Annotated in this window: 24 protein-coding genes; 6 read left to right on the top strand and 18 right to left on the bottom strand. The window is 59.3% G+C overall.

The genetic code is table 11. The features are described 5' to 3' along the window. Positions 1–52 precede the first annotated feature (52 nt). Positions 53–595, bottom strand: a complete 543-nt coding sequence (locus LCH65_RS09015) for a YaeQ family protein (protein ID WP_003314240.1) — start codon at positions 593–595, stop codon at positions 53–55. Between the two features lie 325 nt (positions 596–920). Here LCH65_RS09015 and LCH65_RS09010 point away from each other — a divergent pair, with 325 nt between their 5' ends. After that, a complete protein-coding gene (locus LCH65_RS09010; protein ID WP_003364958.1) occupies positions 921–1,760 on the top strand; it encodes a TIGR02285 family protein in 840 nt (279 codons plus the stop codon). 171 nt (positions 1,761–1,931) lie between these two features. Here the strand turns inward: LCH65_RS09010 and LCH65_RS09005 are convergent, their stop codons facing one another. Next, positions 1,932–2,228: a DUF3509 domain-containing protein gene (locus tag LCH65_RS09005; RefSeq protein ID WP_003433423.1), complete on the bottom strand. Its 297-nt coding sequence runs from the start codon at positions 2,226–2,228 to the stop codon at positions 1,932–1,934. Between the two features lie 289 nt (positions 2,229–2,517). Between LCH65_RS09005 and LCH65_RS09000 the strand changes: the two genes are divergently transcribed. Next, positions 2,518–3,180 carry a response regulator transcription factor gene (locus tag LCH65_RS09000; RefSeq protein ID WP_003364962.1) on the top strand — a complete coding sequence of 221 codons (663 nt, stop codon included), beginning with the start codon at positions 2,518–2,520 and terminating at the stop codon, positions 3,178–3,180. Here LCH65_RS09000 and LCH65_RS08995 read toward each other — a convergent pair. The 11 genes from LCH65_RS08995 to ffh form a co-directional block, all read right to left on the bottom strand. Continuing rightward, a complete protein-coding gene (locus LCH65_RS08995) occupies positions 3,153–4,439 on the bottom strand; it encodes an EAL domain-containing response regulator (RefSeq protein ID WP_058398139.1) in 1,287 nt (428 codons plus the stop codon). The two genes, LCH65_RS09000 and LCH65_RS08995, sit on opposite strands and share 28 nt — an antisense overlap. 107 nt (positions 4,440–4,546) lie before the next feature. Further along, entirely contained in the window at positions 4,547–8,113 is a 3,567-nt protein-coding gene (locus LCH65_RS08990) for a transporter substrate-binding domain-containing protein (protein ID WP_058416015.1), read from the bottom strand. A 183-nt stretch (positions 8,114–8,296) separates the two neighbouring features. Then, positions 8,297–9,706 (bottom strand): threonine synthase, encoded by a 1,410-nt coding sequence (thrC, locus tag LCH65_RS08985; RefSeq protein WP_003433427.1) that lies wholly within the window; start codon positions 9,704–9,706, stop codon positions 8,297–8,299. 98 nt (positions 9,707–9,804) lie between these two features. Then, positions 9,805–11,109, bottom strand: coding sequence for a homoserine dehydrogenase (locus LCH65_RS08980; protein ID WP_054080742.1), 1,305 nt, complete (start codon positions 11,107–11,109; stop codon positions 9,805–9,807). A gap of 136 nt (positions 11,110–11,245) precedes the next feature. Continuing rightward, positions 11,246–11,986: a bifunctional protein-disulfide isomerase/oxidoreductase DsbC gene (gene dsbC, locus LCH65_RS08975; protein WP_003364987.1), complete on the bottom strand. Its 741-nt coding sequence runs from the start codon at positions 11,984–11,986 to the stop codon at positions 11,246–11,248. 145 nt (positions 11,987–12,131) lie between these two features. Further along, positions 12,132–13,028 carry a site-specific tyrosine recombinase XerD gene (xerD, locus tag LCH65_RS08970; RefSeq protein WP_003364989.1) on the bottom strand — a complete coding sequence of 299 codons (897 nt, stop codon included), beginning with the start codon at positions 13,026–13,028 and terminating at the stop codon, positions 12,132–12,134. A 103-nt stretch (positions 13,029–13,131) separates the two neighbouring features. Beyond that, a complete protein-coding gene (gene rplS, locus LCH65_RS08965) occupies positions 13,132–13,482 on the bottom strand; it encodes a 50S ribosomal protein L19 (RefSeq protein WP_002552524.1) in 351 nt (116 codons plus the stop codon). Between the two features lie 44 nt (positions 13,483–13,526). Then, on the bottom strand, positions 13,527–14,279 hold the full coding sequence (gene trmD, locus LCH65_RS08960; protein WP_002552523.1) for a tRNA (guanosine(37)-N1)-methyltransferase TrmD: 753 nt from the start codon (positions 14,277–14,279) through the stop codon (positions 13,527–13,529). A gap of 5 nt (positions 14,280–14,284) precedes the next feature. Continuing rightward, complete coding sequence (rimM, locus tag LCH65_RS08955) at positions 14,285–14,824, bottom strand: ribosome maturation factor RimM (protein ID WP_003433429.1); 540 nt, start codon at positions 14,822–14,824, stop codon at positions 14,285–14,287. A 5-nt stretch (positions 14,825–14,829) separates the two neighbouring features. Continuing rightward, the gene (gene rpsP, locus LCH65_RS08950) at positions 14,830–15,087 is read right to left on the bottom strand and encodes a 30S ribosomal protein S16 (protein WP_002552521.1); all 258 of its coding nucleotides are present in this window, start codon (positions 15,085–15,087) and stop codon (positions 14,830–14,832) included. A gap of 247 nt (positions 15,088–15,334) precedes the next feature. Next, positions 15,335–16,711 (bottom strand): signal recognition particle protein, encoded by a 1,377-nt coding sequence (ffh, locus tag LCH65_RS08945; RefSeq protein WP_004406399.1) that lies wholly within the window; start codon positions 16,709–16,711, stop codon positions 15,335–15,337. 213 nt (positions 16,712–16,924) lie between these two features. Between ffh and ccsA the strand changes: the two genes are divergently transcribed. The 3 genes from ccsA (at position 16,925) to LCH65_RS08930 (ending at position 20,454) form a co-directional block, all read left to right on the top strand. Further along, positions 16,925–17,737: a cytochrome c biogenesis protein CcsA gene (gene ccsA / locus LCH65_RS08940; RefSeq protein ID WP_003314223.1), complete on the top strand. Its 813-nt coding sequence runs from the start codon at positions 16,925–16,927 to the stop codon at positions 17,735–17,737. Positions 17,738–17,749: 12 nt separating this feature from the next. Continuing rightward, positions 17,750–18,997 (top strand): transporter associated domain-containing protein, encoded by a 1,248-nt coding sequence (locus LCH65_RS08935; protein ID WP_044309230.1) that lies wholly within the window; start codon positions 17,750–17,752, stop codon positions 18,995–18,997. 146 nt (positions 18,998–19,143) lie between these two features. Next, a complete protein-coding gene (locus LCH65_RS08930) occupies positions 19,144–20,454 on the top strand; it encodes an MFS transporter (protein WP_003433432.1) in 1,311 nt (436 codons plus the stop codon). A gap of 72 nt (positions 20,455–20,526) precedes the next feature. Here LCH65_RS08930 and purT read toward each other — a convergent pair whose 3' ends face one another. From purT to LCH65_RS08905, 5 genes are all read right to left on the bottom strand, one after another. Further along, the gene (gene purT / locus LCH65_RS08925) at positions 20,527–21,708 is read right to left on the bottom strand and encodes a formate-dependent phosphoribosylglycinamide formyltransferase (RefSeq protein WP_003433433.1); all 1,182 of its coding nucleotides are present in this window, start codon (positions 21,706–21,708) and stop codon (positions 20,527–20,529) included. A gap of 103 nt (positions 21,709–21,811) precedes the next feature. Further along, the gene (locus LCH65_RS08920; protein ID WP_003365000.1) at positions 21,812–22,279 is read right to left on the bottom strand and encodes a hypothetical protein; all 468 of its coding nucleotides are present in this window, start codon (positions 22,277–22,279) and stop codon (positions 21,812–21,814) included. Positions 22,280–22,481: 202 nt separating this feature from the next. Beyond that, the gene (locus LCH65_RS08915; protein ID WP_003365002.1) at positions 22,482–22,700 is read right to left on the bottom strand and encodes a DUF1289 domain-containing protein; all 219 of its coding nucleotides are present in this window, start codon (positions 22,698–22,700) and stop codon (positions 22,482–22,484) included. Beyond that, entirely contained in the window at positions 22,700–23,224 is a 525-nt protein-coding gene (locus tag LCH65_RS08910; RefSeq protein WP_003433434.1) for a gamma carbonic anhydrase family protein, read from the bottom strand. The genes LCH65_RS08915 and LCH65_RS08910 overlap by 1 nt, the downstream gene beginning before the upstream one ends. A gap of 69 nt (positions 23,225–23,293) precedes the next feature. After that, positions 23,294–23,890 (bottom strand): CoA pyrophosphatase, encoded by a 597-nt coding sequence (locus LCH65_RS08905; RefSeq protein WP_003365012.1) that lies wholly within the window; start codon positions 23,888–23,890, stop codon positions 23,294–23,296. 150 nt (positions 23,891–24,040) lie between these two features. Between LCH65_RS08905 and LCH65_RS08900 the strand changes: the two genes are divergently transcribed. After that, positions 24,041–24,592 carry a zinc ribbon domain-containing protein gene (locus LCH65_RS08900; RefSeq protein ID WP_010428262.1) on the top strand — a complete coding sequence of 184 codons (552 nt, stop codon included), beginning with the start codon at positions 24,041–24,043 and terminating at the stop codon, positions 24,590–24,592. The last annotated feature ends 34 nt before the right edge of the window (positions 24,593–24,626 follow it).

Here is a 24,626-nt window from a genome sequence, read left to right as displayed (position 1 = left end):
TGATTCTCTTTGCAGTGTCGATGAATGTGTTTTCGATCGGAACCGGCGGCTGTCAGCCGCGCTCGCCCGCAAGCCATTGCAACTGGACTTCATGCTGGCCGCGGTCGTCAGTGACGAACACCGTCCCTTCACTGATCATCACATCCCACTTGATGACCCGCGGCATGTCCTTGGCCAGCACTTCCAGCACTTCCTGCGGGACGGCGGCGATATTGACGTTTTTCAGGTTCTTGATCGCCGGGATGACCTTGCCTTCCCAGACGCGCAGGCTGCCATAGGCCAGCAGGCTGGTGCGTTCGGTACGGCGCGAGCACCAGGTCAGTCGGTCGGCGTCCGGCTGGCCGACTTCGATCCAGTGCAGAACGCGGTCATCGAGGCTTTTTTCCCACAGCGCGGGTTCGTCCACATCAGACAGGCCGCGACCGAACGACAACTGTTCGTTGTACCAGAAGGCATAGGCCAGCAGACGCACGGTCATGCGCTCTTCGGTTTCCGAAGGATGACGGGCAATGGTCTGCTTGACGCTCTCGTACACGCCGCGATCAAGGTCGGTGAGGTTGAGTTCGAATTTGTAGGTCGTGGACGGCTGGGCCATGAACGGGCTTCTAGAGTCTGGAGGGAAGACAGCAAGTCTACCCGATGCCGGGCCTGTGAACGAACTTGCTCGCGCAAGGATGTGCTTGCCCCCCATTTGCAGGACGAACAAAAATCGATAATTTGAAACAAATTTCTGATACATATCTGTGCTAAAGACGATCTGCAGCGAGCACCCGAACTCCCAACCGGGGCACCTGAATGTGACGCCACTGGCGCAGCACCATTCAAAGAGCTGCCAACCCTACCTCAGACTGTTGAACCCTTTTCGAGGATGACACCCGCGAATGCCCCTTCCTGCCTCGTGCTGTACAACGGCTCGATTGATGCTCGCCCTGTCGCTGGCTGCCATGTCGTGCGTCAGCCAGGCCAGGGAGACGCTGACCTGGCTGATGCGCGACATCCCCCCTTCCACGATTTTTTCCGGTGCCATGCGCGGCCAAGGTGCAATTGATCAGTTGATGCCCTTGCTGACAGCACGAATGCCCGAGTACAACCACGTGCTGATGCGGGTCAACCGCGCCAGGGCTCTGCAAATGCTGAGCGACGACACGTCTCTCAGTTGTGATCCCACCATGCTGTGGACGGCAGAAAGAGCCAGAACCCTGCTTTTTTCCATACCGATCGGCGCCATCCTCAGCAGCGGCCTGATTGTGCGCAAGGAGGAGATGTCGAAGTTCGAGCCCTACGTGGAGGACGGAAAGCTAGACTTCGCGGCCTTGATGGCCAGCCGGACGATCAAATTGGGCATCGTTGCCGAACGCAGCTATGGAGAAATGATCGACCACACGCTGCACGACGTCGATGAAGATATCCTCGTGCCGCACTACGGTAACGATGCGGTCGGCAGCCTGCTGCAAATGGAGCGTCTGGGGCGTCTGCAAGCCTTTATCAGCTTCTGGCCGGAAGCGCGCTATCAGGCCATGCAACAAGGCATAAGGCCGGAGGAACTGGCCTTCTTGCCGATCAAGGACAATCCTGCATACCAGTTCGTCTATGTCAGTTGCAGCAACTCGCCCAAGGGCAAGCAGGCCATTGAACTGATCAACCGCGAGATGCGCGTGCTGCGTGAAACCAGCCTGATGGGCTTTTATGCGCAGTGGCTGGAGCCCGCGCAACGGGCCAGCTACCTGGAAGACGTCAAGGCACTGCTGGACAAGGAATGACCGGACAAAAGAAACCCCGGGCAGAGGGGGACCTGCTCGGGGTAAACGTGACCTTATCGGTCATGACGTCAGCCGTTGATCACCGGAGCACAATGATCAAAACTGACGTAATGCATAGGAGTGCAGCGAACCCTTCAGGTTCCAGTTCCTTTAACGCCGGTTAAGCAACTGTTAAGCAAAAGATGGGGTGCCGACAAACGTACGGCTGATTGCAGCATTGCGCATGGCGGCAATGACGCAGGGTTCGATTCGCCCCTCGGCAACCATAAGATCGCGGCGCAGACCGTCTACCACGTCGGTGAGCTGACGTTTGTCGCTCAGTTGATCAGCGCTGAATGCGCGCTCGATCACACAGGTGCCCGCTTTATCTTTCAGAGTCACCAGACGTTCGCCCCGAGAACCGGCCGGGCCAATACTGGCCTGATAGGGAGCCAGCGCTTCGCTTAGCAGTAAGCTGATATTTTCCATCCGGATCACCACTCAACAGTTTGAATGCAAAGGTGCTAACCAATGACCATCGGCGACAGCAGAAAGTTCTTTCTATCGCCAGATCGCAGCACCTGTCTGTCATTTCGAGCATGCCTGCTGAATGTGACAAGGAAAAAACCGGACGCCGATGCCAGCCGAAAGTGAGCTTGTAGGAAGAATCCAACACAATTCCGCTACGCGTCCTACAAGGTGCCTATGCTCTTGATCACTGCGTTAAACAATTCCATCGCGTGCAATACCCGTATAGCCCTTTTGACGGAGCCATCCCTTGAGCGATTCCGCTGATCGCCGGTTGCGGGTCATCGTGGCTGATGACCACCCGATTTTTCTCATCGGCCTGCGCGTTGTACTGGAGCAGGACAATCTGGCCAGCGTCGTCGCCGAGGCCTGCAATCCGGACGAACTGCTCCAGGTACTCGAACGCCACGCCTGCGATGTGCTGGTGACTGACTTCATGATGCCCGTCGAACGGCAGAACGACGGCCTGCGTCTGCTGCAACGTATTCGCCGGGATTTCCCGGCGCTGCCAGTGATCGTTGTCACCACCCTGAGCAATGCCGGACTGTTTCAGTCCATGCTGGACCTGGGTGTCCGGGGTTTGTTGAGCAAGGCCAGCCTTGCCGGAGAACTGCCTGCTGCCATCAAGGGGGTCAGGCGCGGTGGGCTTTTTGTCGCCGATTCGGTACGCAGGGTACTCAGAGAAGCACGCCAGCATGGGCCCGACGCGCTGCTGCAGGCAGATCGCTTGTCGCCAAGGGAGCTGGAAGTGTTACGCCTGCTCTCGGCTGGCCACACGGTGGGGCAGATCGCGGCGCAACTCAATCGCAGCAAACAGACCGTCAGCGCCCAGAAAGTCGCCGCCATGCGCAAGCTCGGACTGGCCAATGACGCTGCTCTGTTCATTTATTTGCAGGAAAGCGGTCTGTCCTGAGGCGGGTTGTCTCTGGAAACAGCTTGCAGATGGCCGCTGTCACGCTCCGCCACCCAGCGCATGAAGGCCGAGGCCGGCATCGGGCGGGCAATGAAATACCCCTGAATGGCGGGATCGCCCAGCGCCAGCAGACTGTCAACGTCTTCAATCGTCTCGACACCTTCAACCACCACCGACATCGACAGCCGCTGCGCCATGAACAAAGCACCGGCCACGACCGCCGATTTACGCGCGTCGTCGGCCATGCCGCGCACGAACTCGGTTGGTATTTTCAGCTCGCTGAAAGGTAATTGCAGAAGGCGGTCGATGTTCGAAGCGCCCATGCCAAAGTCATCGATAGACAACTTGCAACCCTGCATGCATAACCTCAGCAGGCCTTCGAGCTGCCAGGTTTCCGGGCGCGCGGCGTCCTGCTCGAGGATTTCCAGGGTCAGCGCGGTGGCCGGTACGCCATGCCGGGCAAGCGCTTGCATGATCTGCTCGGCGAAATCCAGCTGCTGCAGCACTTGCGGGTCAATGTTGACGGCAACCGACAGCGGCTCACCCCGCTCGCGCATGACCTGCGCAGAGAACTGCAGGGCCTGATCCAGGACCCGCCAGGTCAATGCAACGGTCAGCCCTTCAGCCTCGATGACGTCGATGAATCGCCCGGGTGCCAGCAGCCCATACACGGGGTGCTGCCAGCGAACCAGCGCTTCGGCACCCAGCAACTCGCCCTGCAGACTGACCTTGGGTTGAAAATAGGTGATCCATTGTTCGGCAATGGACGCCACGTCTATCGGTCCGCTGCGCGTCGGGTCAAACAATTCGATGGCGGAAAGAGCTCTAAACGCGCTGCCCGTCGGGGCCTGCTCTACACAGTCTGTCCGACCGGGCCCATACGCCTCAAGCAACTCGTACAACGCCCCGGCGGACGCAGGTTTCTGCACATACCCCAGAACGTTCAGGCCTTGGGCGAGCGCCAGTTGCGCGGCCCCTTCCAGCACGCAGGCGGCGGAACAGCTGACGATGATCAGCGCACGCGCCAAACCGTTCTCAGCCATGAAGCGGATCAATTCCAGGCCGTCAGGCCCTTCCATCTGCAAGTCGCAGATCGCGATGTCGACCGGACCACGGCTTTGCAGGGAAAGCCTGGCGACTTCCACGCTATCGGCCGTCAGCACATCGAACACCTGATTGGCGTTGAGCATCTGATGCAGAGCCATCAGCTGGAAGGGATGATCCTCGAGAATCAGAACCTTGAGTGAGTGCACGATCACGCCTGCGGAGTCAGAGCCAGCGGCCCGGGATAACACTTACTGTAGCGGGTCCCGGACACCCGCCCCATAGGACATGTCCTAAACCCGCCACACGTTGTTCGCAAGATTCAACCGCCTGGCACCGCAGTCTCCGGCACGACCACCAGTTGCACTTCGATATCAGCGCGCAGACGGGTCATGGCTACCTCCAGTGCCTGCCAGCGTTCCGCCAGACTGGCCGTGCTCTGCAGCCGGACACTGTCGTCCAGCGCGGCACACGCCTTGGCAAGCGGCACTGCGTCAACCAGGCTCGCCGCCCCCTTGAGGCGATGCAGACAGGCGCTCAGCATCTTCCAGTCATTGGCCGACACCGCAGGCTCCAGCAAAGCGTATTCGTGCCTCAGATTCTTCCATAACTCGCCCAGCAACCGTTGCATCTGTTGCGGATTAGCCTGAGTCATGGTTTGCAGCGTGCCGATGTCGAACGTCGGCTCACGCACCCGATCCGCCAGCTCCTGGGCCAGACGCGCCAGTGACAGCGGCTTGATCAGCAGGCCGTCCATGCCTGCCTGCTCGCAACGTGCCGCCTCGTCACTCATCGCGTTGGCGGTACAGCCTATGACCGGGCAGCGCTGACGTTGCTCTTTCTCTTCGATCTGGCGAATGGCCTGGGTCAATGCGTAGCCGCTGATACCCGGCATGTTGCAGTCGGTGATAACCGCATCAAACGCCCCTTCACACCAGCTCGACAACGCCGCCCTGCCGTCCTCGACCGCCGTTACCTGATGGCCAAGAAACTCCAGCTGCCGGGTCAATACCAGACGATTGGCCGACATGTCATCGACCACCAGCAGATGAAGGCTACGCGTGTCGACGGGCGCATCCGCAACATCGTCCGCGGGCAAAACCGGCTCGCTCACCCTGGTCAGCGGCAGGTCGATGGTGACCAGCGTCCCTTTGCCCGGCTCGCTGTGCAGGCTGATGTCGCCCTTCATCAGTTCAACCAGTTGCCGGGTGATACTCAACCCCAGCCCGCTGCCCCCGTAGTGTGCGGCCGTGTCGTCATTTGCCTGGGTGAAAGGCTGAAATACCTGCTGCTGACGCTGCGGATCGATCCCTTCGCCACTGTCCTGAATGCCAATGCGCAGACGCGTGGACTCAGGCGAGTCACTGGTCACATCAAGCGTCACGACCACCGCACCTTGCCGAGTGAACTTCAACGCGTTGCCCAGCACATTGTGCAGCACCTGACGCAACCTCAAGGGATCCAGCCAGTAGTCGCCCCGCGCCTGCCCGGAGAACTCCAGGCGCAGTTCCACCCCCTTTTCCCGAGCCTGCGCGGAAAAAAGCTCGATCACCCCGTCGAAAAGCCCTTCCAGGGAAGTGACAGCCAGTGACAACTGCATGCCGCCCGCTTCGATTCTGGCCAGATCAAGGCTTTCGCCAATCAGCGCTACCAGCTCCGTAGCTGAGCGGTGGGCCACTTGCAGGCCTTGCGAGGGAATCCTGCCCAGGCGCAAGGCCTGTTCGCATTCCAGTTCCAGCAAACCAATGATTGCCCCCATCGGCGTGCGAATTTCATGGCTCATGCTGGCCAGGAAAGCGCTTTTTGCCTCGTTGGCCTGAGCGGCCAGATGCATGGCCTCCTGAAGCTGCTGCTCCAGTTGCTTGCGCTCGGTGATATCGATCCAGCCGCCAAGCAGCCCCTGCAACTGTCCATCGGCGGCGAAGAACGGGACCGTCCATTGCCAGACGTCCATGCGTTTGCCAGGCAGTTCGATGGTGCGATCGGAAAAGACCGGCTGATGATTTTCCAGCAGATTGAGGTAATCGGTGTGCATCTGCTCGGCCAGCGCGCGCGGGATCAGATTGACGTCCGTGAGGCGTCGGCCATTCATCTGTTCGAAACTGATGCCCAGACTCTGCTCGTAGCTACGGTTGCAGGAAATCAGACGCCCTTTGAGATCGCGTACATAAATCGGATTGGGGATACCGTCGAGCAGAGCGTGTTTGAAGGCCAGTTGATCATTGAGCTGTCGTTGCGCCCTTTGGCGCTGGCGAATCTGCACCTTGAGGCGACTGCTCCAAATCAGCGACACCAGACCGGTCAGCAACGCCAGGGACACTACCCAGAATACCCATTGCGGTATGCGCGCCCAGAGCGACGGCTGAGGCAGCGCCGATCCCAGCCACTTCAGACGGACTGAACGCAATTCGGCTACCGGGAACTCTTCCAGCGCTTTGTTCAGAATCCCCAGCAGTTCGGGTTGGGTCTTGATCACTGAAAATCTGTCGGGCGACCACTGGCCTTCGACACTTCTGGCAACCTTCAATTGTCCGGACGGAAACAGGTAGGCCCCCACTTCATTCTGAATGGTCGCATCGGCAGCACCACTTTCCACCAGCGCACGGGCCTGATCGTAGGTGTCCACCAGTCGCAGCTGGATCGAGGGGTGCTCGCGCCTGATGAGGTCCTCGAGCGCATGCCTGGCCGGAAGGGCCAGTACTTTCCCGGCCAGACTGTCGAGCGATATGCGCGACGAGCGGTCGGAGCGCACCACGAACATCCAGCTATTGCCGCCGAACGAATAAGTGAAGTCCAGAAACCGGCGACGCTCGGCATTTTCCGCGAGCGTGGTATTCATGTCGGCCTGACCGGCGCGCAGCATGTCGATGGACTGCTGCGTGGAAGGCGATTCCTGATGGACGAACTGCAATCCGGTCATGCGCGAGATACGTGACAGCACATCTGCGTTCAATCCCACCCAGTGGCCGTTACTGTCTTTGTAGATATACGGTGGGTGCTGCGCGGTCGCAATGGTTACACTCGGATGCTTGAGCAGCCAGCGTCGCTCAGCACTGGTAAGGCGAATGCGTTGCCCCTCCACGTCAGCGCCCAGACCCATGGTCCAGCGGCCGAGCACTTCACGACTGGTCGAAGGTGCAATGCTGTCCAGGGCCCGATTGATGAAGGTCAACAGGCGCTGCTCGTCGTCACGCACCGCAAAGGAGAACCCCACCGGGGGCAAACGACTTTCGAATTTGATCTGCAAATCGAGGTAGGGCCGCAGGGCGGTATAGGTACGGACGATGACTTCGTTGCCGATGAACACGTCCACTTCACCCTGACTTAGCGCTTCCAGAGCACTGTAGAGGTTAGGCGCGATAATGATCTGGCTGTCAGGGTAAACGCGATGCACCACGTCCGAATCGGCATAGCCGTCAAGCAGTACGACCTTCTTGCCGGCCAGGCTCGACAACGGGCTCAAATCGTTGCCGCGGCCAACGACCACCGATCGATCAGGCATGTATTCGGTCGAGAAGGACAGTCCTTTCACACCGCGCTCGAAACCGTTGGCACTGGTCAGCAGGTCTATGTTGCCGTCGCGCAGCGCATCGATAGCCTCGTAACGCTTGGCAAACCCGGTGACCTGCACCGGGAGGTTCAACTGGTCGCTGACCAGCCCCAGGTAGTCGGCACTGATGCCCTGATAACGGTTGCGGTCACTGGTGATATCGATCGGCTCGTAGTCTGCGATCGCAATGCCGACCCGAAGAACCTTGCGCTGGTCGAGCCAGGCCCGGTCCTGATCTTCGAGGATCAGATCCGCCGAAGCCACAAAAGGGGCTGTCAGTGAAAACGGCAAGCTTTGCGCCGCATTGGCTGCCCCGGCAAAAACCAGCGCCAGCAACACCCATACCCTGCGCCATGCGCGGCATCTCGATGTGTTGCCTGCCTCCCTGACTACGCCTTGCATACTTGCCTGCTTCACTACGAATGACTCAACTCAGTGGTTCGAAAAACCAGCGAAGTTTGGCACGTAGAAACAGAAAGGCCCGCCAAGTGGCGGGCCTAAAGTTGTTACACGACGCTTCTGTCAGAGCGGTTTACCGCGATTGCCGTGCTGGCTGACAAACGCCTGTATGGCTTTCAGGTCATTTGGCAGAACAGTGCAGCGCTCGTCACGCTCGAACAAATCAGACAAATGTGCAGGTAGCTCAAGCGCTTTTCCTACACCGGCCTTCTCCACCGCTTCCGGAAACTTGACCGGATGCGCGGTGCCCAGAATCACCATCGGCGTGTCCAGACTGCGGCGGCATTCGCGCGCGGCCTTTACCCCGATAGCGGTATGCGGGTCGAGCAGCTCGCCGGTGCTGGCAAACACTTCGGCAATGGTCGTGCAGGTATCCTCATCACTGACTGCCAGCGAATCGAACAGTTTACGGGTCTCGGTCCAGCGCTCTTCTTCGACGCTGAAACCGCCACCCTGGCGGAACGTGCTCATCAGCCCGGCAATGGCAGCGCCGTTGCGACCGTGCATGTCGAACAGCAGGCGCTCGAAGTTGGACGACACCATGATGTCCATGGAGGGCGACAGCGTGGCGTGCAGGGTTTCCTTGACGTACTGATTGCCGCTCATGAAGCGGTGCAGGATGTCGTTGCGATTGGTGGCGACGATCAACTGGTTGATCGGCAGCCCCATGTTGCGCGCCAGATAACCGGCAAAGATATCGCCGAAGTTACCGGTCGGTACCGAGAACGATACCGAACGCGCAGGTCCGCCCAACTGCAGCGAGGCGTGGAAGTAGTAAACGATCTGAGCCATGATCCGCGCCCAGTTGATCGAGTTGACCGCGACCAGCGGTGTGCCCTTCAGGAAGCTCTGGTCAGCAAAGCTGGCCTTGACCATTTCCTGGCAGTCGTCGAAGTTGCCTTCGACCGCGATGTTATGGATGTTGTCGCCGAAGATCGTGGTCATCTGCCGACGCTGTACATCGGATACACGATTGTTCGGGTGGAGGATGAAGATGTCGACGTTGTCGCAGCGACGGCAGCCTTCGATGGCCGCAGAACCGGTGTCGCCCGAGGTCGCGCCGATGATCACGACACGCTGGCCACGCTTGGCCAGTACATAGTCCAACAGGCGGCCAAGCAGTTGCAGTGCGAAGTCCTTGAAGGCCAGCGTCGGGCCATGGAACAGCTCAAGCACCCACTCGTTGCCATGCAGCTGGCGCAGCGGCGCAACAGCGCTGTGGGCAAACACGCCGTAGGTCTCTTCGAGAATCTTTTTAAAGTCGGCATCCGGGATGCTGCCAGCCACGAAGGGGCGCATCACCCTGAAGGCGAGTTCGTGATAAGGCAGACCTGCCCAGGAAGCGATCTCTTCCTGCGTGAAGCGTGGCAGGTTTTCCGGCACATAGAGGCCACCATCGCTGGCCAGACCAGTCAACAGCACGTCTTCGAAATTCAGGGCCGGCGCCTGGCCGCGAGTACTGATATAGCGCATGGGATCAAACCTTTGGTCTGGGCTGAAAGCCAGGGCTCCAGGGCTGCAAGGTCGAAACGATCGGCTTGCGGCCTGGAACTGACAGCTTGCAGTTGATGTTAATTAAGGTGCTCGACGCGGATACGAACCACCGGGCCAACGACATCCTGCAGGGCTTCCAGGGCTTGAATGGCGTCATTGATACCCTGCTCCACTACCCGGTGAGTCAACAGGATCATCGGCACCAGGCCATCGTGTTCTTCGACATCCTTCTGCATGATCGATTCGATGTTGATGCCACGCTCGGACAGGATGCTCGCGACCTGGGCCAGCACGCCCGGGTGATCCTTGGCCTGAATGCGCAGGTAGTAGGCGCTTTCGCAGGCTTCGATCGGCAGGATCGGGTGGGCTGACAACGAATCGGGCTGGAAGGCCAGATGAGGGACCCGGTTTTCCGGATCCGAGGTCATCGCACGGACCACATCGACCAGATCGGCCACCACGGAAGAAGCCGTAGGCTCCATACCGGCACCCGCGCCGTAGAACAGCGTCGAGCCGGACGCATCGCCATTGACCATCACCGCGTTCATGACGCCGTTGACGTTGGCGATCAGGCGATCGGCCGGGATCAGCGTCGGGTGTACACGCAGTTCGATGCCTTGAGCCGTGCTGCGTGCAACGCCCAGGTGCTTGATGCGATAGCCCAGCGCTTCGGCATAGTTGACGTCTGCAGTCGTCAGTTTGGTGATGCCTTCGGTGTAGGCCTTGTCGAACTGCAGCGGAATGCCGAAGGCAATGGAGGCGAGGATGGTCAGCTTGTGCGCAGCGTCGATACCTTCCACGTCGAAGGTCGGATCGGCTTCGGCATAACCCAGGGCCTGAGCCTCGGCCAGAACATCGGCAAAGGTACGGCCCTTCTCGCGCATTTCAGTGAGGATGAAGTTGCCGGTGCCGTTGATGATGCCGGCCACCCAGTTGATACGGTTCGCCGACAGGCCTTCACGAATGGCCTTGATGACCGGAATACCGCCGGCAACAGCGGCTTCAAAAGCAACGATCACGCCCTTCTCACGCGCCTTGGCAAAGATCTCGTTGCCATGCACCGCGATCAGCGCCTTGTTGGCGGTCACCACGTGCTTGCCATTCTCGATGGCCTTGAGTACCAGTTCGCGGGCAACGGTGTAGCCGCCGATCAGTTCCACGACGATGTCGATTTCAGGGTTGGTCGCAATGGCAAACACATCGCTGGTGGTAGGCGTACCGGTAATCTGGCAATTGGGGTTTGGTGTACGAACCGCAATTTGCGCAACTTCGATTCCACGCCCGGCACGGCGGGCAATCTCCTCGGCGTTACGCTTAAGTACGTTGAAGGTACCGCCACCGACAGTACCCAGCCCACATATGCCTACTTTGACCGGTTTCACTGATGAACTCCCCGAAAAACAGCCGAACCTGAATCGGCTGTGGAAAAACTGCCGCATGGCGCCATGCGGCTGAAATTTTGACGACACTTCGGCCACTTGCGCCGTGTATGCACAAGGCGCGCCTGAAAACACCGGCTTATTTGGCGCCCATTGCCAGCTTGGCAACCTGAGCTGCAGGCTGATAACCCGGAATTACCTGACCGTCGGCCAGGACAATCGCAGGCGTCCCGTTCACGCCGATCGACTGGCCTAGCTCATATTGCTTGCTGACCGGATTGTCGCATTTGGCTGCCTTGATGTCCTTGCCATCGACCATGCGGTCCATCGCGCCTTTGCGATCCTTGGAACACCACACCGCCTGCAACTGCTCGTCACCCGGAGAGCCAAGGCCCTGACGCGGGAATGCCAGGTAACGGACTTCGACACCCATCTTGTTCAACTGGCCGACTTCTTCGTGCAGCTTGTGGCAATACGGGCAAGTCGTGTCGGTGAATACTGTGATGTGCGACTTGGTCTCGCCCACTGCCGGATAGATCACCATCTCGGAAGCAGGAATGGCGTTGATGGTCTTGGAAATGGCCAGACGTTCGGTTTTCTCGGTCAGGTTGACCGGCTTGCCGTTCTGCACCTGAAACAGATAGCCCTGAACCACGAACTGACCGTCGGCACTGGCGTACAGGACGCGGCCGCCCTTGAGCTTCACTTCATAAAGGCCATTGAGCGGGCTCGGCGAGATACTCTCGACCGGCAGCTGCAATTCCAGCGAGTCGAGCGTCTTGCGGATGGCCTGATCAGGGGCTGCATCAGCCAGGGCAGACATACTGAAGGTGCCGGCCAGCATCAAAGCCGCGGCAGCGAAAATCTGTGGCAAACGCATGAAAACTCCTATGACGGCGGACAGGCTGGCAACTGTCGAAAAAAGGAGTGCCAGCCTTGATAGGCGAAACCGGCAAAGCCTACCACATAAGGCTCGCGGGGCCGACTCGGAGCGACGTAAGAAGCTTCGCAAAATACGTCGTGAGTCAACCGCGTGGATGATGCTTGGCATGCAATTCCTGCAACCGCGCCCGCGCCACATGGGTGTAGATCTGCGTTGTCGAGAGATCACTGTGCCCGAGCAACATCTGCACCACGCGCAAGTCAGCGCCGTGATTGAGCAGATGGGTGGCGAAGGCATGGCGCAGGGTGTGCGGTGACAGGGATTTGCCAATGCCTGCAACCGTTGCCTGGTGCTTGATACGGTGCCAGAAGGTCTGGCGGGTCATCTGATCGCCACGTGAGCTGGGGAACAGTACGTCGCTGGGCTTTCCGCCCAGCAACTCGTCGCGGGCGCCGCGCAGGTAACGCTCGACCCAGACGATGGACTCTTCGCCCATGGGCACCAGTCGCTCCTTGCTGCCTTTGCCCATCACGCGCAGCACGCCCTGACGCAGATTGACCTGCTCCAGGGTCAGGCTGATCAATTCGGTCACGCGCAGACCGCAGGCATACAGCACCTCAAGCATGGCGCGGTCACGCTCGCCGATGGGCTCGCTCAGGTCGGGAGCAGCAAGTAATGCTTCGACGTCAGCTTCGGAAAGCGATTTGGGCAACGGCTTGCCCAACTGAGGCATGTCGATTTGCAGGGTGGGATCGACGGAAATCAGCTTTTCGCGCAGCAGGTAGCGGTAGAAGCCACGTGCGCCAGACAGGAAACGCGCCGTGGAGCGCGGCTTGTAGGCATTTTCAACGCGCCAGGCAAGATGATCGAGGATGACTTCACGCCCGGCACTGATCAGATCAACGTTGCGCTCCTGCAGCCAGCCGTTGAACAGCGCCAGATCACTGCGGTAAGAATCCCGGGTGTTGTCGGACAGGCCCTTTTCGAGCCAGAGCGCGTCCAGAAACCGGTCAATCAGCGGATGGTCGATGGCAGCCATGTTCACTCAGTGCGTGTTTCGGTAGACAAGGGGTGAATCATCAAACAGCAGACAGCAAAAAGGCAGCCCTGGGGCTGCCTTTTTTATGCATCGAAAAACTGTATCAGGACAGTTTTTCCTTGATGCGCGCTGCTTTACCGGACAGGTCACGCAGGTAGTACAGTTTGGCCTTGCGAACGTCACCGCGACGTTTCACAGCCATGCTGTCGATTTGCGGGCTGTAAGTCTGGAAAGTACGCTCAACGCCAACACCGTTGGAGATTTTACGAACAGTGAAAGCACTGTTCACGCCACGGTTACGCTTGGCAATTACAACGCCTTCGAATGCTTGCAGACGAGCGCGGTCGCCTTCCTTCACTTTAACTTGGACGACAATGGTGTCGCCTGGTGCAAAGGTAGGGATCTCTTTGGTCATCTGCTCTGCTTCGAGGGCAAGAATGATTTTGTTAGTCATGCTGGTGCTCCTAAGGTAATCCGTCTGGATCGACCATCGATACGTTAACTATCGTCCCGCTCGCGGATGTATTCCGCCAGCAGCTTCTTCTCTTCTCCAGAAAGCGAGCGGCTTTCCAGAAGATCAGCGCGTCGTTCATAGGTCCGCCCAAGGGACTGCTGTAAACGCCAACGCCGGATGTGCGCGTGATTGCCACTTAGCAACACGTCGGGAACACGCTGATCCGCATACACCTCAGGTCGGGTGTAATGCGGGCAATCCAGCAGACCGTCCGTGAAGGAATCTTCCTCCGCGGAGTCCACATGCCCTAAAGCTCCAGGCAGCAGCCGCGTAACCGCGTCAATCAGGACCATCGCCGGCAGCTCGCCACCGGAAAGAACATAGTCACCAATCGACCACTCTTCATCGACATGAGCATCAATAAAACGCTCGTCAATGCCTTCATAACGACCGGCGATGAGGATAATCGCTTCCTCCTGCGCCAGTTCGCGTACCGCAGACTGATTCAGCTGGCGGCCTTGTGGCGACAGGTAAATCACCTTCGCCGCATCCCCTGCCGCTTGCCTGGCCTGAACCAGAGCATCTTCAAGGGGCTTGATCTTCATCACCATGCCCGGACCACCGCCAAATGGGCGATCATCCACAGTGTGATGGCGATCAGTGGTGTAATCCCGCGGATTCCAACAAGTAAGCTGCAACAGCCCTTGTTTCACCGCACGGCTGGTAATGCCGTATTCGCTGATGGCGGAAAACATCTCGGGAAACAGACTGATGACTTCTATGCGCAGGCTGGCCATGGCATTCAGAAGTCCGCGTCCCAATCCACCTTCATCTCGCCAGCAGCCATATCGATTACCAACACGCATTGCTCTGTATAGGGCAACAGGCGTTCGCGATCATCCAGGCTACCCGCGCAGGGCTTTACAACCATTACATCGTTCGAACCGGTTTCGAGCAGGTGATCGATTTTCCCGAGCAATTGCCCGAGTTGGTCGATGACCTTGAGGCCTTCAAGCTGGTACCAGTAGTACTCGCCATCGTCCAGATCAGGGAACAGGTTACGCGGCACGCAGATTTCGTAACCGGACAGAAGACGTGCTTCTTCACGATCATCGAGACCCTTGAGCTTTGTGACCAGAAACTTGCTTTGCAAGCGTCCGCTGACCAGCTCCACCTGTTTATCAACGCTGCCTTCGCGCCGAAGCGTCCAGGTTTTGTAGTCCAACAGGTTTCCAATCGGATCAGTAAAGGAATAAACCTTCACTTCGCCGCGAACGCCATGAACCGAGTAAATCTTGCCAATGACGATCAGATCGTCGGCAGATGCAGGCGTCGCGCTCATAAGACTCAGGCCGCGGCCTTGGTCTTGTTGTGCTCTTTGAGCAGCTGGGCAACGCGCTCGGAAGTTTGTGCACCCACGCTCAACCAGTAGTTGACGCGTTCTTCGTTAACGGACAGACGGATTTCCTGACCACGGGCAACAGGGTTGAAGAAACCAACCTGTTCCTTGTGGGAACCGTCACGAGCGTTGCGGCTGTCGGTTACGGTCAGGTGGTAAAACGGGCGCTTTTTGGAGCCGCCAAGGGCAAGACGGATGGTTAGCATTGAACATCGTTCCTGTAGTCGGTGCTGCAAATCTAAGATGCACAGCGGGCATAGGTGCCCGAAAGGCCGCATATTCTAAGGAATATCCCGACTTTTGCAAATGTCTTTTTCCGGCGCCTATCGGCATGCCTTCCAGATTTGCGAGGGAGCTGTCGGTATGACAGCCGGCAAAAGCCCGCATGACGCGGGCTGACTGGGGGTCACCCCCCAGATGGGACGCGTGCAAAGCCTCTTGCACGCGACGCAATTACATTTTTGGCATGCCGCCGCCGGGGAACATTCCACCCATGCCGCGCATCATTTTGGCCATCCCGCCCTTGGCGGAGAATTTCTTCATCATCTTCTGCATCTGCTTGTGCTGCTTGATCAGACGCCCGATGTCCTGAACCTGAGTGCCCGAACCCATCGCAATGCGGCGCTTGCGCGAGCCACTGACCAGATCCGGATCACGACGCTCGGCAGGGGTCATCGAGTTGATGATGGCTTCCATCTGCTTGAACTGTTTTTCAGCTGCGCCCTGGGCGTTGCCCATCTGCGACAGGTTGACGCCGCCGATGCTCGGCAATTTGTCCATCAGGCCGCCAAGGCCACCCATGTTCTTCATCTGCTGCAGCTGGTCGCGGAAGTCTTCGAGATCGAAGCCCTTGCCCTTCTTGAGCTTTTTCGCCAGCTTGTCGGCCTTGTCCTTATCGAGGGTCTGTTCGGCCTGCTCGATAAGGCTGAGCACATCGCCCATGCCGAGGATGCGTGACGCGATGCGGTCCGGGTGAAACGGCTCCAGCGCCTCGCTCTTCTCGCCCATACCGATGAACTTGATCGGCTTGCCGGTAATGGCACGCACCGACAGGGCGGCACCACCGCGGGCATCACCGTCGACCTTGGTGAGGATCACGCCGGTCAGCGGCAATGCGTCACCGAAGGCCTTGGCGGTATTGGCAGCATCCTGGCCGGTCATGGCATCGACCACGAACAGCGTCTCGGCCGGCTTGACCGCCGCATGCAGCGCCTGGATCTCGCCCATCATCTCGACATCGACGTGCAAACGACCGGCGGTGTCGACGATGACCACGTCAATGAACTTGAGCCTGGCTTCTTTAATGGCCGCCTGGGCGATGTCCACCGGCTTCTGGCTGATGTCGGAGGCGAAGAACGTCACGCCGATGTCGTTGGCCAGCGTTTCGAGCTGCTTGATGGCTGCGGGACGATAAACGTCGACCGACACCACCATCACGGTTTTCTTCTTGCGCTCTTTAAGGAAGCGCGCCAGCTTGCCGGCAGTGGTGGTCTTGCCCGCACCCTGCAAACCCGCCATCAGGATGACGGCAGGCGGCGTGACATTGAGCACCAGGTCTTCGTTGGCCGCGCCCATCAGGCTTTCGAGTTCGGCCTGGACGATCTTCACGAACGCCTGACCCGGGGTCAGGCTGCGCGACACCTCGGTGCCGACGGCGCGTTCCTTGACGTTATTGACGAAGTCTTTGACCACCGGCAAGGCGACGTCGGCTTCGAGCAACGCCATACGCACTTCGCGCAAGGTATCTTTGATGTTGTCCTCGTTCAGCTTGGCCTTGCCAGTAACATGGCGCAGCGTCTGCGAGAGGCGGTCAGTCAGATTTTCAAACATGCGCGATCCTTTAGGGCTCTCGTCGAACCCCGGTTGATGCGGCCCGGCCCGTAATGCAGAAATGGCGCTCGGCGAGCCTGCGGCTTGAGCAGGTCGCGGATTATAGCGAAGACTCCGTCGCACGGACACCACGCAGACTGCTTCTGTGGTCTTTCGTGATTTGCCGGTTCTATGCCAAACTCAGCGTCTTTTCAGGCCCGTCCATCAGGATCTATGTCCCCTTTGCCACCCAGCCTGCTTCCCAGCCTCGCCGCCGCCATCATTTATGCCGCTGCGACCGTCTATCAGAGCCTGCGCCTGAGCCAGGCCGTCAAGCCCGACAAGCGGCTGCTTTGCCTGCTCGGTACACTGGCGGTCATCGCACATGCCATTGGTCTGTTTTCCCAACTGACGCACTCGGTCGGCCTTGGCCTGGACTTTTTCAACTCGGCCAGCCTTATCGCGGCGTCGGTGATCGTCGTGACCCTGATCGCCACGTCGCGCATCCCGGTGGAAAACCTGCTGGTACTGTTGTTCCCGCTGGGCATGGTCACCGTACTGCTCGCCCAGTTCGCCCCTAGCGGCACCGTGCAGCCGATCATGGAAGAGCCCGGCATCCTCAGCCATATCCTGCTGTCGTTGCTGGCTTACGGGATGTTTACCATTGCTGCATTTCAGGCGCTGCTGCTGCTGTTGCAGGACTACCGCCTCAAGCACAAGCACCCTTCCGGGCTGATCAAGAACTTCCCGCCGCTGCAAACCATGGAAAGCCTGCTGTTCGGTTTCCTGTGGGCTGGCTGGTCATTGCTCTCGCTGTCGCTGATTTCCGGCTGGCTGTTCGTCGAAAACCTGTTTGCCCAGCATCTGGTGCACAAGACCCTGCTGGCCTGTCTGGCCTGGATCGTGTTCAGTGTGCTGCTGTGGGGGCGTAACCGCCTTGGATGGCGTGGTCACAAGGCCATTCGCTGGACCCTGGGCGGCTTCTGCCTGCTGATGCTCGCCTATTTCGGCAGCAAGCTGGTACGCGAATTCATCCTGCACATCTGACGGGCCCTGATCATGGATAATCTGCCCCTGGGCCCGCTGCTCGGTGTCCTCGCCCTCCTGCTGTTGTGGGCCGGTCTGCTGACCGCAGTCGAGGCTGCTCATCATCAAGTCAAGGCGATGCGCGCCGCCAGCCGCCCGGAAAAGTCGGCACCGCTCCCCGAGCTGGCGTTCAACCTGAACAGCCTGATTCTGGGCAATACCCTGATCAGGGTACTGATCACTGTCATCGCCACGCTTATCGCCGCCAGTTACTGGTTCTACAACGGTCCCACCGTGGCCTGGCTCGCTACCGTGAGCATCATGCTGGTCTTCGCCGAATACATGCCCCGCCGCCTGGCGAACCGCCACCCTGTCTCGACGCTGCTGCTGGGCAACAGTGTGCTGCGCATTCCGATGAAGATCGTCTGGCCGCTGGCCTACGTGTTCAATGTTCTGGCCAAGACACTGCTGCGTCCCTTCCTGTCTCGCGCCGTACAACAGCAGGATCAGGCTTTCGAAGACGACACGCAAAATACCCCGCGCAACGATGCTGCCCAGGAATACTCTCCGCGCGCCAGCGTGCTGTCAGGCATTCGTGCGCTGGACAGCATTACGGTCAATGACATCCTGATCCCGCGCAACGAAGTGGATGGCGTCAACCTCGATGATCCCATGGAAATGATCATCGAACGCCTGATCATTTCACGGCACACGCGCCTGCCGGTCTATCACAACGACATCAATCAGGTGCAAGGCGTCATCAATACCCGTGACATCAGCCACCTGCTGCCCAAGGGCACGTTGACCAAAGAGCAGTTGCTGGCGGTCTGCTACGAGCCTTATTTCGTGCCGGAAAGCACACCGTTGCAGTTGCAGTTGCTGAATTTCCACAAACAGCAACGGCGTCTCGGCGTGGTGGTCGATGAATACGGCGAAGTGCTGGGCATCGTCACCCTTGAGGATATTCTCGAAGAGATTGTCGGCGAGTTCGAAAGCGAGCAGCGACTGGATAATCCGCACGTCAAACAACAGGACGACGGGCGTCTTGAAGTCGAAGGCGCAGCGTCCATTCGCGACTTGAACAAGAGCCTTGGCTGGCACCTGCCTTCAGACGGTCCGAAAACCGTCAACGGGCTGGTTACCGAAGCACTGGAAACCATCCCGGACGCTCCAGTCTGCTTGAAGATAGGGCCTTACCGGCTGGAAATCCTCGAGACCGAGGACAACCGCGTCAAGCGTGTCGCCATGTGGCAAAACACGCTGGTCCGCACGTTCAAATAAATGTCTGCCTTCAAATAGATCGCACCACCCTTGCCTCTCGACCCATTCGGGTTACTCTGCTCGACGCTGCACCCACAATCACAATAAATGCATGCTTGCCGGACACGGTCCTTGCCGACCGGCGAGTCGACTGTCAGGGAATCCGCATGACCAGCACCCCGCTCTCTCGTGAAGATCACGACGCGCCCGCAAAGCCGGTGAATTCGACGACCCGCGTCGCCACGGCCAGCTTCATCGGCACGGCCATCGAGTTCTACGACTTTTACGTTTATGCCACCGCCGCCGCTCTGGTGATCGGTCCGGTCTTTTTTCCGCAGACATCGGGCACGGCACAGATGCTGTCCTCGTTTCTGACCTTCGGCATCGCCTTTCTCGCTCGCCCTCTGGGGTCGACGCTGTTCGGTCACTTCGGCGACCGGATCGGGCGCAAGTCGACGCTGGTGGCCTCGCTGCTGTTGATGGGGATCTGCACCACACTGATCGGCGTATTGCCAGGCTACGCGACGATCGGGGCATGGGCGCCGATTCTGTTGTGCGTGCTGCGCTTCGGCCAGGGGCTTGGCCTGGGTGGCGAATGGGGTGGCGCGGCACTGCTGGCGACCGAGAATGCCCCGAAAGGCAAGCGCGCCTGGTTCGGCATGTTTCCGCAACTGGGCCCTTCAATCGGCTTTCTCGCCGCCAACGGCCTGTTTCTGACGCTGGCAATGACCCTCAATGACGAACAATTCCGCGCGTGGGGCTGGCGGATTCCCTTTCTGCTCAGTGCCGTACTGGTCATGGTCGGACTGTACGTGCGTCTGAAGCTTGAAGAGACACCCGTCTTCGCCAAGGCCATGGCTCGCCATCAAAGGGTCAGCCTGCCCATCGTGGAAACCTTCGGTCAGCACTGGAAACCCATGCTGCTCGGTGCGGCGTCGATGGTGGTCTGCTACGCACTGTTTTATATCTCGACGGTGTTTTCGTTGAGCTACGGCGTGGCCACACTGGGCTATACCCGAGAAACGTTCCTGGGGCTGTTGTGCTTTGCGGTGCTGTTCATGGCGGCGGCCACACCGCTGGCTGCATTGGCGAGCGATCGCTTCGGACGCAAGCCGGTGTTGATTGCGGGTGGCGTGCTGGCGATCCTGTCAGGTTTCACCATGGAGCCACTGTTGACCCACGGCAGCACCTGGGCTGTGGCGCTGTTTCTGTGCATCGAATTGTTTCTGATGGGCATCACGTTCGCCCCGATGGGCGCGCTATTACCGGAGCTGTTCCCGACACAGGTTCGCTATACCGGCGCATCGGCGGCCTACAACCTGGGCGGAATCGTTGGGGCGTCGGTCGCCCCCTTCTTCGCCCAGAAACTGGTGGCGATGGGTGGCCTGAGCTGGGTGGGCGGGTATGTGTCTGCAGCAGCGCTGATCAGCGTGCTGGCGGTGTTGAGCCTGAAGGAAACGCGGGACAGCGAGCTCTAGCTTTGAGGTCATGGTGAATGCAGGCGGCAAGAATACGCGCAGCGTTGTTTCTTGCCGCCTGCGGCGTGAGCCTTACAACTTGACGTCGACTGCCTGCGAGGCACGAGTGGCCTTGGCACGGGCGGCTTCGATGGACTCGTCACGCGCCAGGGCAACACCCATGCGCCGCTGACCGTTGACTTCCGGCTTGCCGAACAGACGCAATGCGGTGTCGGGCTCGGCCAGCGCAGCACCGAGGTTGGCGAAAGCGGTTTGCGTGGATTGGCCTTCGACCAGAATCACTGCCGACGCCGAAGGGCCGAACTGGCGGATCAACGGAATCGGCAGGCCAAGAATCGCGCGTGCGTGAAGGGCAAACTGCGACAGGTCCTGAGAAATCAACGTCACCAGACCGGTGTCGTGCGGGCGCGGCGAGACTTCGCTGAACCACACCTGATCGCCCTTGATGAACAGTTCAACGCCAAACATCCCGCGCCCACCCAATGCCTCGGTCACCGCCTTGGCAACACGCTCGGACTCTGCCAGCGCAACAGGGCTCATAGCCTGCGGCTGCCAGGACTCCTGATAGTCGCCCTTTTCCTGACGATGCCCAACCGGCGCGCAGAACGTGGTGCCACCGATGTGACGCACGGTCAGCAGGGTGATTTCGTAATCGAAGTCGATGAAACCCTCGACGATGACGCGACCCTTGCCGGCGCGACCGCCCTCTTGCGCGTAGTCCCAGGCTTTCTGTACGTCATCGGTGCTCTTGAGCAGGCTCTGCCCCTTACCCGAAGAACTCATGACCGGCTTGACCACGCACGGGAAACCGAGGTCTTCGACCGCCTTGCTGTACGCCTCGAAAGTGTCGGCAAAGTGGTAAGGCGAGGTCGGCAGCTCCAGCTCTTCAGCCGCCAGACGACGAATGCCTTCGCGGTTCATGGTCAGTTGCGCGGCGCGTGCGGTCGGGATCACAGTGAAGCCTTCGGCCTCAAGCTCAACCAGCGTCGCGGTGGCGATGGCTTCGATTTCCGGAACGATGAAATCCGGCTTCTCGGCCTCGATGACTGCGCGCAGTGCCGCGCCGTCGAGCATGTTGATCACATGGCTGCGATGCGCGACCTGCATGGCCGGCGCGTTCTCGTAACGGTCAACAGCGATCACTTCAACGCCAAGGCGCTGCAGCTCGATCACGACTTCCTTGCCCAGTTCGCCGCTGCCGCAGAACAGTACGCGCGTCGCGGTGGGCGACAGTGGAGTTCCGATTTGAGTCATCTCAGGTCCTCGTGAAGCAGATGTCGAGGGCTGCCCGCCGTATGCAAGCAACCGCTGTGGAGAAAGGCGCGCAATTTACCACGAAGCCCCGGCAAATGGGCGCTCAGCCCGGACACGCACTGTTGCGCGCCCGCCAGGCCATGATCATCCAGACAATGGTCACGCCAGCGAACTTCGATAGCAGCGCGGTGAGCACGACCGGCGCTGTCAGGGCGTCGATCATGCCGAAGAAGATAAAGGTATCCAGCGGAATGCTGAGTGCCGAACTGATCCACAACCGATCACGCAACGGGCGCCTGGTAATGCTGAACACCAGCCAGTCAATGCATTCGGAAACCGCAAACGCCGTGGCGCTGGCCAGGGCGATGGTGGGGTCGCTGGTGACATAGGACAGGACCAGCGCCACCAGCATGGCAATGATCGCGCCATGGCCAAAGCGAATCTGCACCATGTCCCGCAACACGAACACCAGCCCGCCCCAGGCAGACCAGATCATGTCCAGGTGCGGCGCACTGGAAAAGGCGAAGTTGATCAGCACGACACTGCTGATGTAAGCGATCAGGAAAAGCATGGAGGGTTTGGGCCTGTGCAAGCGAGCGGCAATGATAGCAAACGCGGGCAAGAGCCGCGCCCAAGCGAAAACGAAAGCGTTATTCCTGACGTAGCAAATGCATCGACTGCACCGCCCTCTTCGCGAACAAGTTCGCGCCTACAAAAGCTCGCGGATAACCTGTAGGAGCAAACTTGTTCGCGACTACAAGGCCATCAGAACATCAGCGTGCCCCGCCAACCGTCCACATCAGACCGCTGGCTCTGGCGCGCTCGTCGCACAGGCCGAGCACGACACGCCGCTCGTCGTTGCTCATGCGGCTCCAGCGGGTGATCTCGGTGACGGTTCGCTGGCAACCGGTGCATATATCCTGCTCATCCAGTGCACAAATACTCACACAGGGGGAGCGGACCGGCTTTTCGATCGGGGTATCAGTGCTCATCAATCTTCCTGCACCGCCAGGTCACGGGCGTAACGCTGGGCATTGTGTACGTAATGGGCTGCGCTGGCTTCCAGCATCTGCTTCTGCACATCGGTAAGTTCGCGCACCACTTTACCCGGTGTCCCCATGACCAGCGAGCCATCAGGAATGACCTTGTTTTCTCCGATCAGAGAATTGGCGCCGATGATGCAGTATTTCCCGATCTTCGCCCCGTTGAGGATGACCGCGTTGATGCCGATCAGGCTGTAGTCGTCAACACTGCAGCCATGCAGCATGGCGTTGTGGCCGATGGTCACGCCTTTGCCGATACTCAGCGGCGAGCCCATGTCGGTGTGCATCACCGTGCCGTCCTGCACATTACTGTTTTCACCGATGTGAATCAGTTCGTTGTCGCCACGCAACACCGCGTTGAACCACACACTCGCGCCGGCCTCGAGCCTGACATTGCCGATCAGCGTCGCATTGGGAGCCACCCAGCTCTGCGGATCGGTCTGGACACGGGATTCTCCCAAGCGAAATTTCATGCAGCCTCCTCGGGCGGGTCGTACTCATGGGGACGAACTATAAACGACGACGCTTCAGGTGCCAGCGACTCAGATCGTCGAGCGTTCGGGCGGATGATGCAGGCTGATTCTGGTGTCGTACAGCACGTTGACCAACTCGACGATCATGATCGCGGTAAGCCCCCAGATCTTGTACTCGCCATAACGGTAACTGGGCACGTACCAGCTGCGGCCTTCGTAATCGATACGGTGAGTGTGCTCGCGCGTGTCCTGACGAAAGAACTCCAGTGGCACGCTGAAGACGGCAGCGATCTCGCCGTCATTGGGCTGGTATTCGACGAAGTCAGGTATCACCCCCACATAAGGCGTGACCTTGATACCGTGCTTGGAAATCAGCGGACTCAAAGGCCCGATCACCTCGACCAGCCCGGGAGGCAGGCCGATTTCCTCCTCGGCTTCGCGCAACGCCGTGAAAATCAGATCGGGGTCGCCCGGGTCGCGGCGGCCACCCGGAAACGCCACTTCACCGCCATGCGTCGACAGGCCACTGGCGCGCAGGGTCAGAATCAGCTCGGGTTGCTCGCTGCGGGTAATCGGCACCAGAACAGCCGCCTCGGGGAATTGTCGATCCGAGTCGAGGGTTTCTGGCGTATGACTGACTACACGGCGAAGTAGCTCATCCAGCATGGGAAATCTCGATCTGTTGCCTGTCTGGCATCATGCACCAAAGCAACGCTGCGCCCAAGCCCTTGTAGGACAACTCCGGTCACACTGAGGGTTGCCGAGCCGCCGCACGACAGGCCAAGATAGCGACTGCGTTCACTATCGACTGATCCCATGAAATTTTGCAGCCAGTGCGGCAACCCTGTTATCCAGCGCATTCCCGAAGGCGACAGCCGTTTGCGCTATGTCTGCGAGCATTGCCACACCGTTCATTACCAGAACCCGAACATCGTTGCGGGCTGCCTGGTGACGTTAGGCGGCAAGGTCCTGCTGTGCCGCAGGGCCATCGAGCCGCGCCTGGGTTTCTGGACGCTGCCGGCCGGTTTCATGGAAAACGGCGAAACCATCGAACAGGCTGCACGGCGCGAAACCATGGAAGAAGCCTGCGCCACCCTGAGCGAACTGCATCTGTACACCTTGATCGATGTGCCGCATATCAATCAGGTGCATGTGTTCTATCGCGGGGAGATGGCGAATGAGGCATTCGCCGCAGGCATCGAGAGCCTGGAAGTGCAGTTATTCGACGAAGCCGACATTCCGTGGTCGGACCTGGCTTTCATGACAGTCGGGCGTACCCTAGAATACTTCTTTGCGGATAGGCGTCGGCAGACCTACCCGGTTCATACCAGCGCCCTTCCCCCGTCACGTCCGTTGCTGGACACCTGAAAGCCAGGGTCGCACACAACATCGGCGCTTTTGT

It is taken from the genome of Pseudomonas sp. MWU16-30316, assembly GCF_020515645.1.
Classification (GTDB): domain Bacteria; phylum Pseudomonadota; class Gammaproteobacteria; order Pseudomonadales; family Pseudomonadaceae; genus Aquipseudomonas; species Aquipseudomonas cerasi.
This window is presented reverse-complemented; position numbering and strand designations above follow the sequence as displayed.

Excerpts from the sequence above, each read along its gene's own strand:
- rpsP (WP_002552521.1), bottom strand. The coding sequence starts at position 15,087 with ATGCTAACCATCCGTCTTGCCCTTGGCGGCTCCAAAAAGCGCCCGTTT.
- LCH65_RS08905 (WP_003365012.1), bottom strand. The coding sequence starts at position 23,890 with ATGCTGGATGAGCTACTTCGCCGTGTAGTCAGTCATACGCCAGAAACC.
- purT (WP_003433433.1), bottom strand. The coding sequence starts at position 21,708 with ATGACTCAAATCGGAACTCCACTGTCGCCCACCGCGACGCGCGTACTG.
- dsbC (WP_003364987.1), bottom strand. The coding sequence starts at position 11,986 with ATGCGTTTGCCACAGATTTTCGCTGCCGCGGCTTTGATGCTGGCCGGC.
- rplS (WP_002552524.1), bottom strand. The coding sequence starts at position 13,482 with ATGACTAACAAAATCATTCTTGCCCTCGAAGCAGAGCAGATGACCAAA.
- rimM (WP_003433429.1), bottom strand. The coding sequence starts at position 14,824 with ATGAGCGCGACGCCTGCATCTGCCGACGATCTGATCGTCATTGGCAAG.
- trmD (WP_002552523.1), bottom strand. The coding sequence starts at position 14,279 with ATGGCCAGCCTGCGCATAGAAGTCATCAGTCTGTTTCCCGAGATGTTT.
- LCH65_RS08900 (WP_010428262.1), top strand. The coding sequence starts at position 24,041 with ATGAAATTTTGCAGCCAGTGCGGCAACCCTGTTATCCAGCGCATTCCC.
- LCH65_RS08915 (WP_003365002.1), bottom strand. The coding sequence starts at position 22,700 with ATGAGCACTGATACCCCGATCGAAAAGCCGGTCCGCTCCCCCTGTGTG.
- LCH65_RS08920 (WP_003365000.1), bottom strand. The coding sequence starts at position 22,279 with ATGCTTTTCCTGATCGCTTACATCAGCAGTGTCGTGCTGATCAACTTC.
- LCH65_RS08910 (WP_003433434.1), bottom strand. The coding sequence starts at position 23,224 with ATGAAATTTCGCTTGGGAGAATCCCGTGTCCAGACCGATCCGCAGAGC.
- ffh (WP_004406399.1), bottom strand. The coding sequence starts at position 16,711 with ATGTTTGAAAATCTGACTGACCGCCTCTCGCAGACGCTGCGCCATGTT.
- LCH65_RS08930 (WP_003433432.1), top strand. The coding sequence starts at position 19,144 with ATGACCAGCACCCCGCTCTCTCGTGAAGATCACGACGCGCCCGCAAAG.
- LCH65_RS08935 (WP_044309230.1), top strand. The coding sequence starts at position 17,750 with ATGGATAATCTGCCCCTGGGCCCGCTGCTCGGTGTCCTCGCCCTCCTG.
- ccsA (WP_003314223.1), top strand. The coding sequence starts at position 16,925 with ATGTCCCCTTTGCCACCCAGCCTGCTTCCCAGCCTCGCCGCCGCCATC.
- LCH65_RS09010 (WP_003364958.1), top strand. The coding sequence starts at position 921 with ATGCTCGCCCTGTCGCTGGCTGCCATGTCGTGCGTCAGCCAGGCCAGG.
- thrC (WP_003433427.1), bottom strand. The coding sequence starts at position 9,706 with ATGCGCTATATCAGTACTCGCGGCCAGGCGCCGGCCCTGAATTTCGAA.
- xerD (WP_003364989.1), bottom strand. The coding sequence starts at position 13,028 with ATGGCTGCCATCGACCATCCGCTGATTGACCGGTTTCTGGACGCGCTC.
- LCH65_RS09015 (WP_003314240.1), bottom strand. The coding sequence starts at position 595 with ATGGCCCAGCCGTCCACGACCTACAAATTCGAACTCAACCTCACCGAC.
- LCH65_RS09005 (WP_003433423.1), bottom strand. The coding sequence starts at position 2,228 with ATGGAAAATATCAGCTTACTGCTAAGCGAAGCGCTGGCTCCCTATCAG.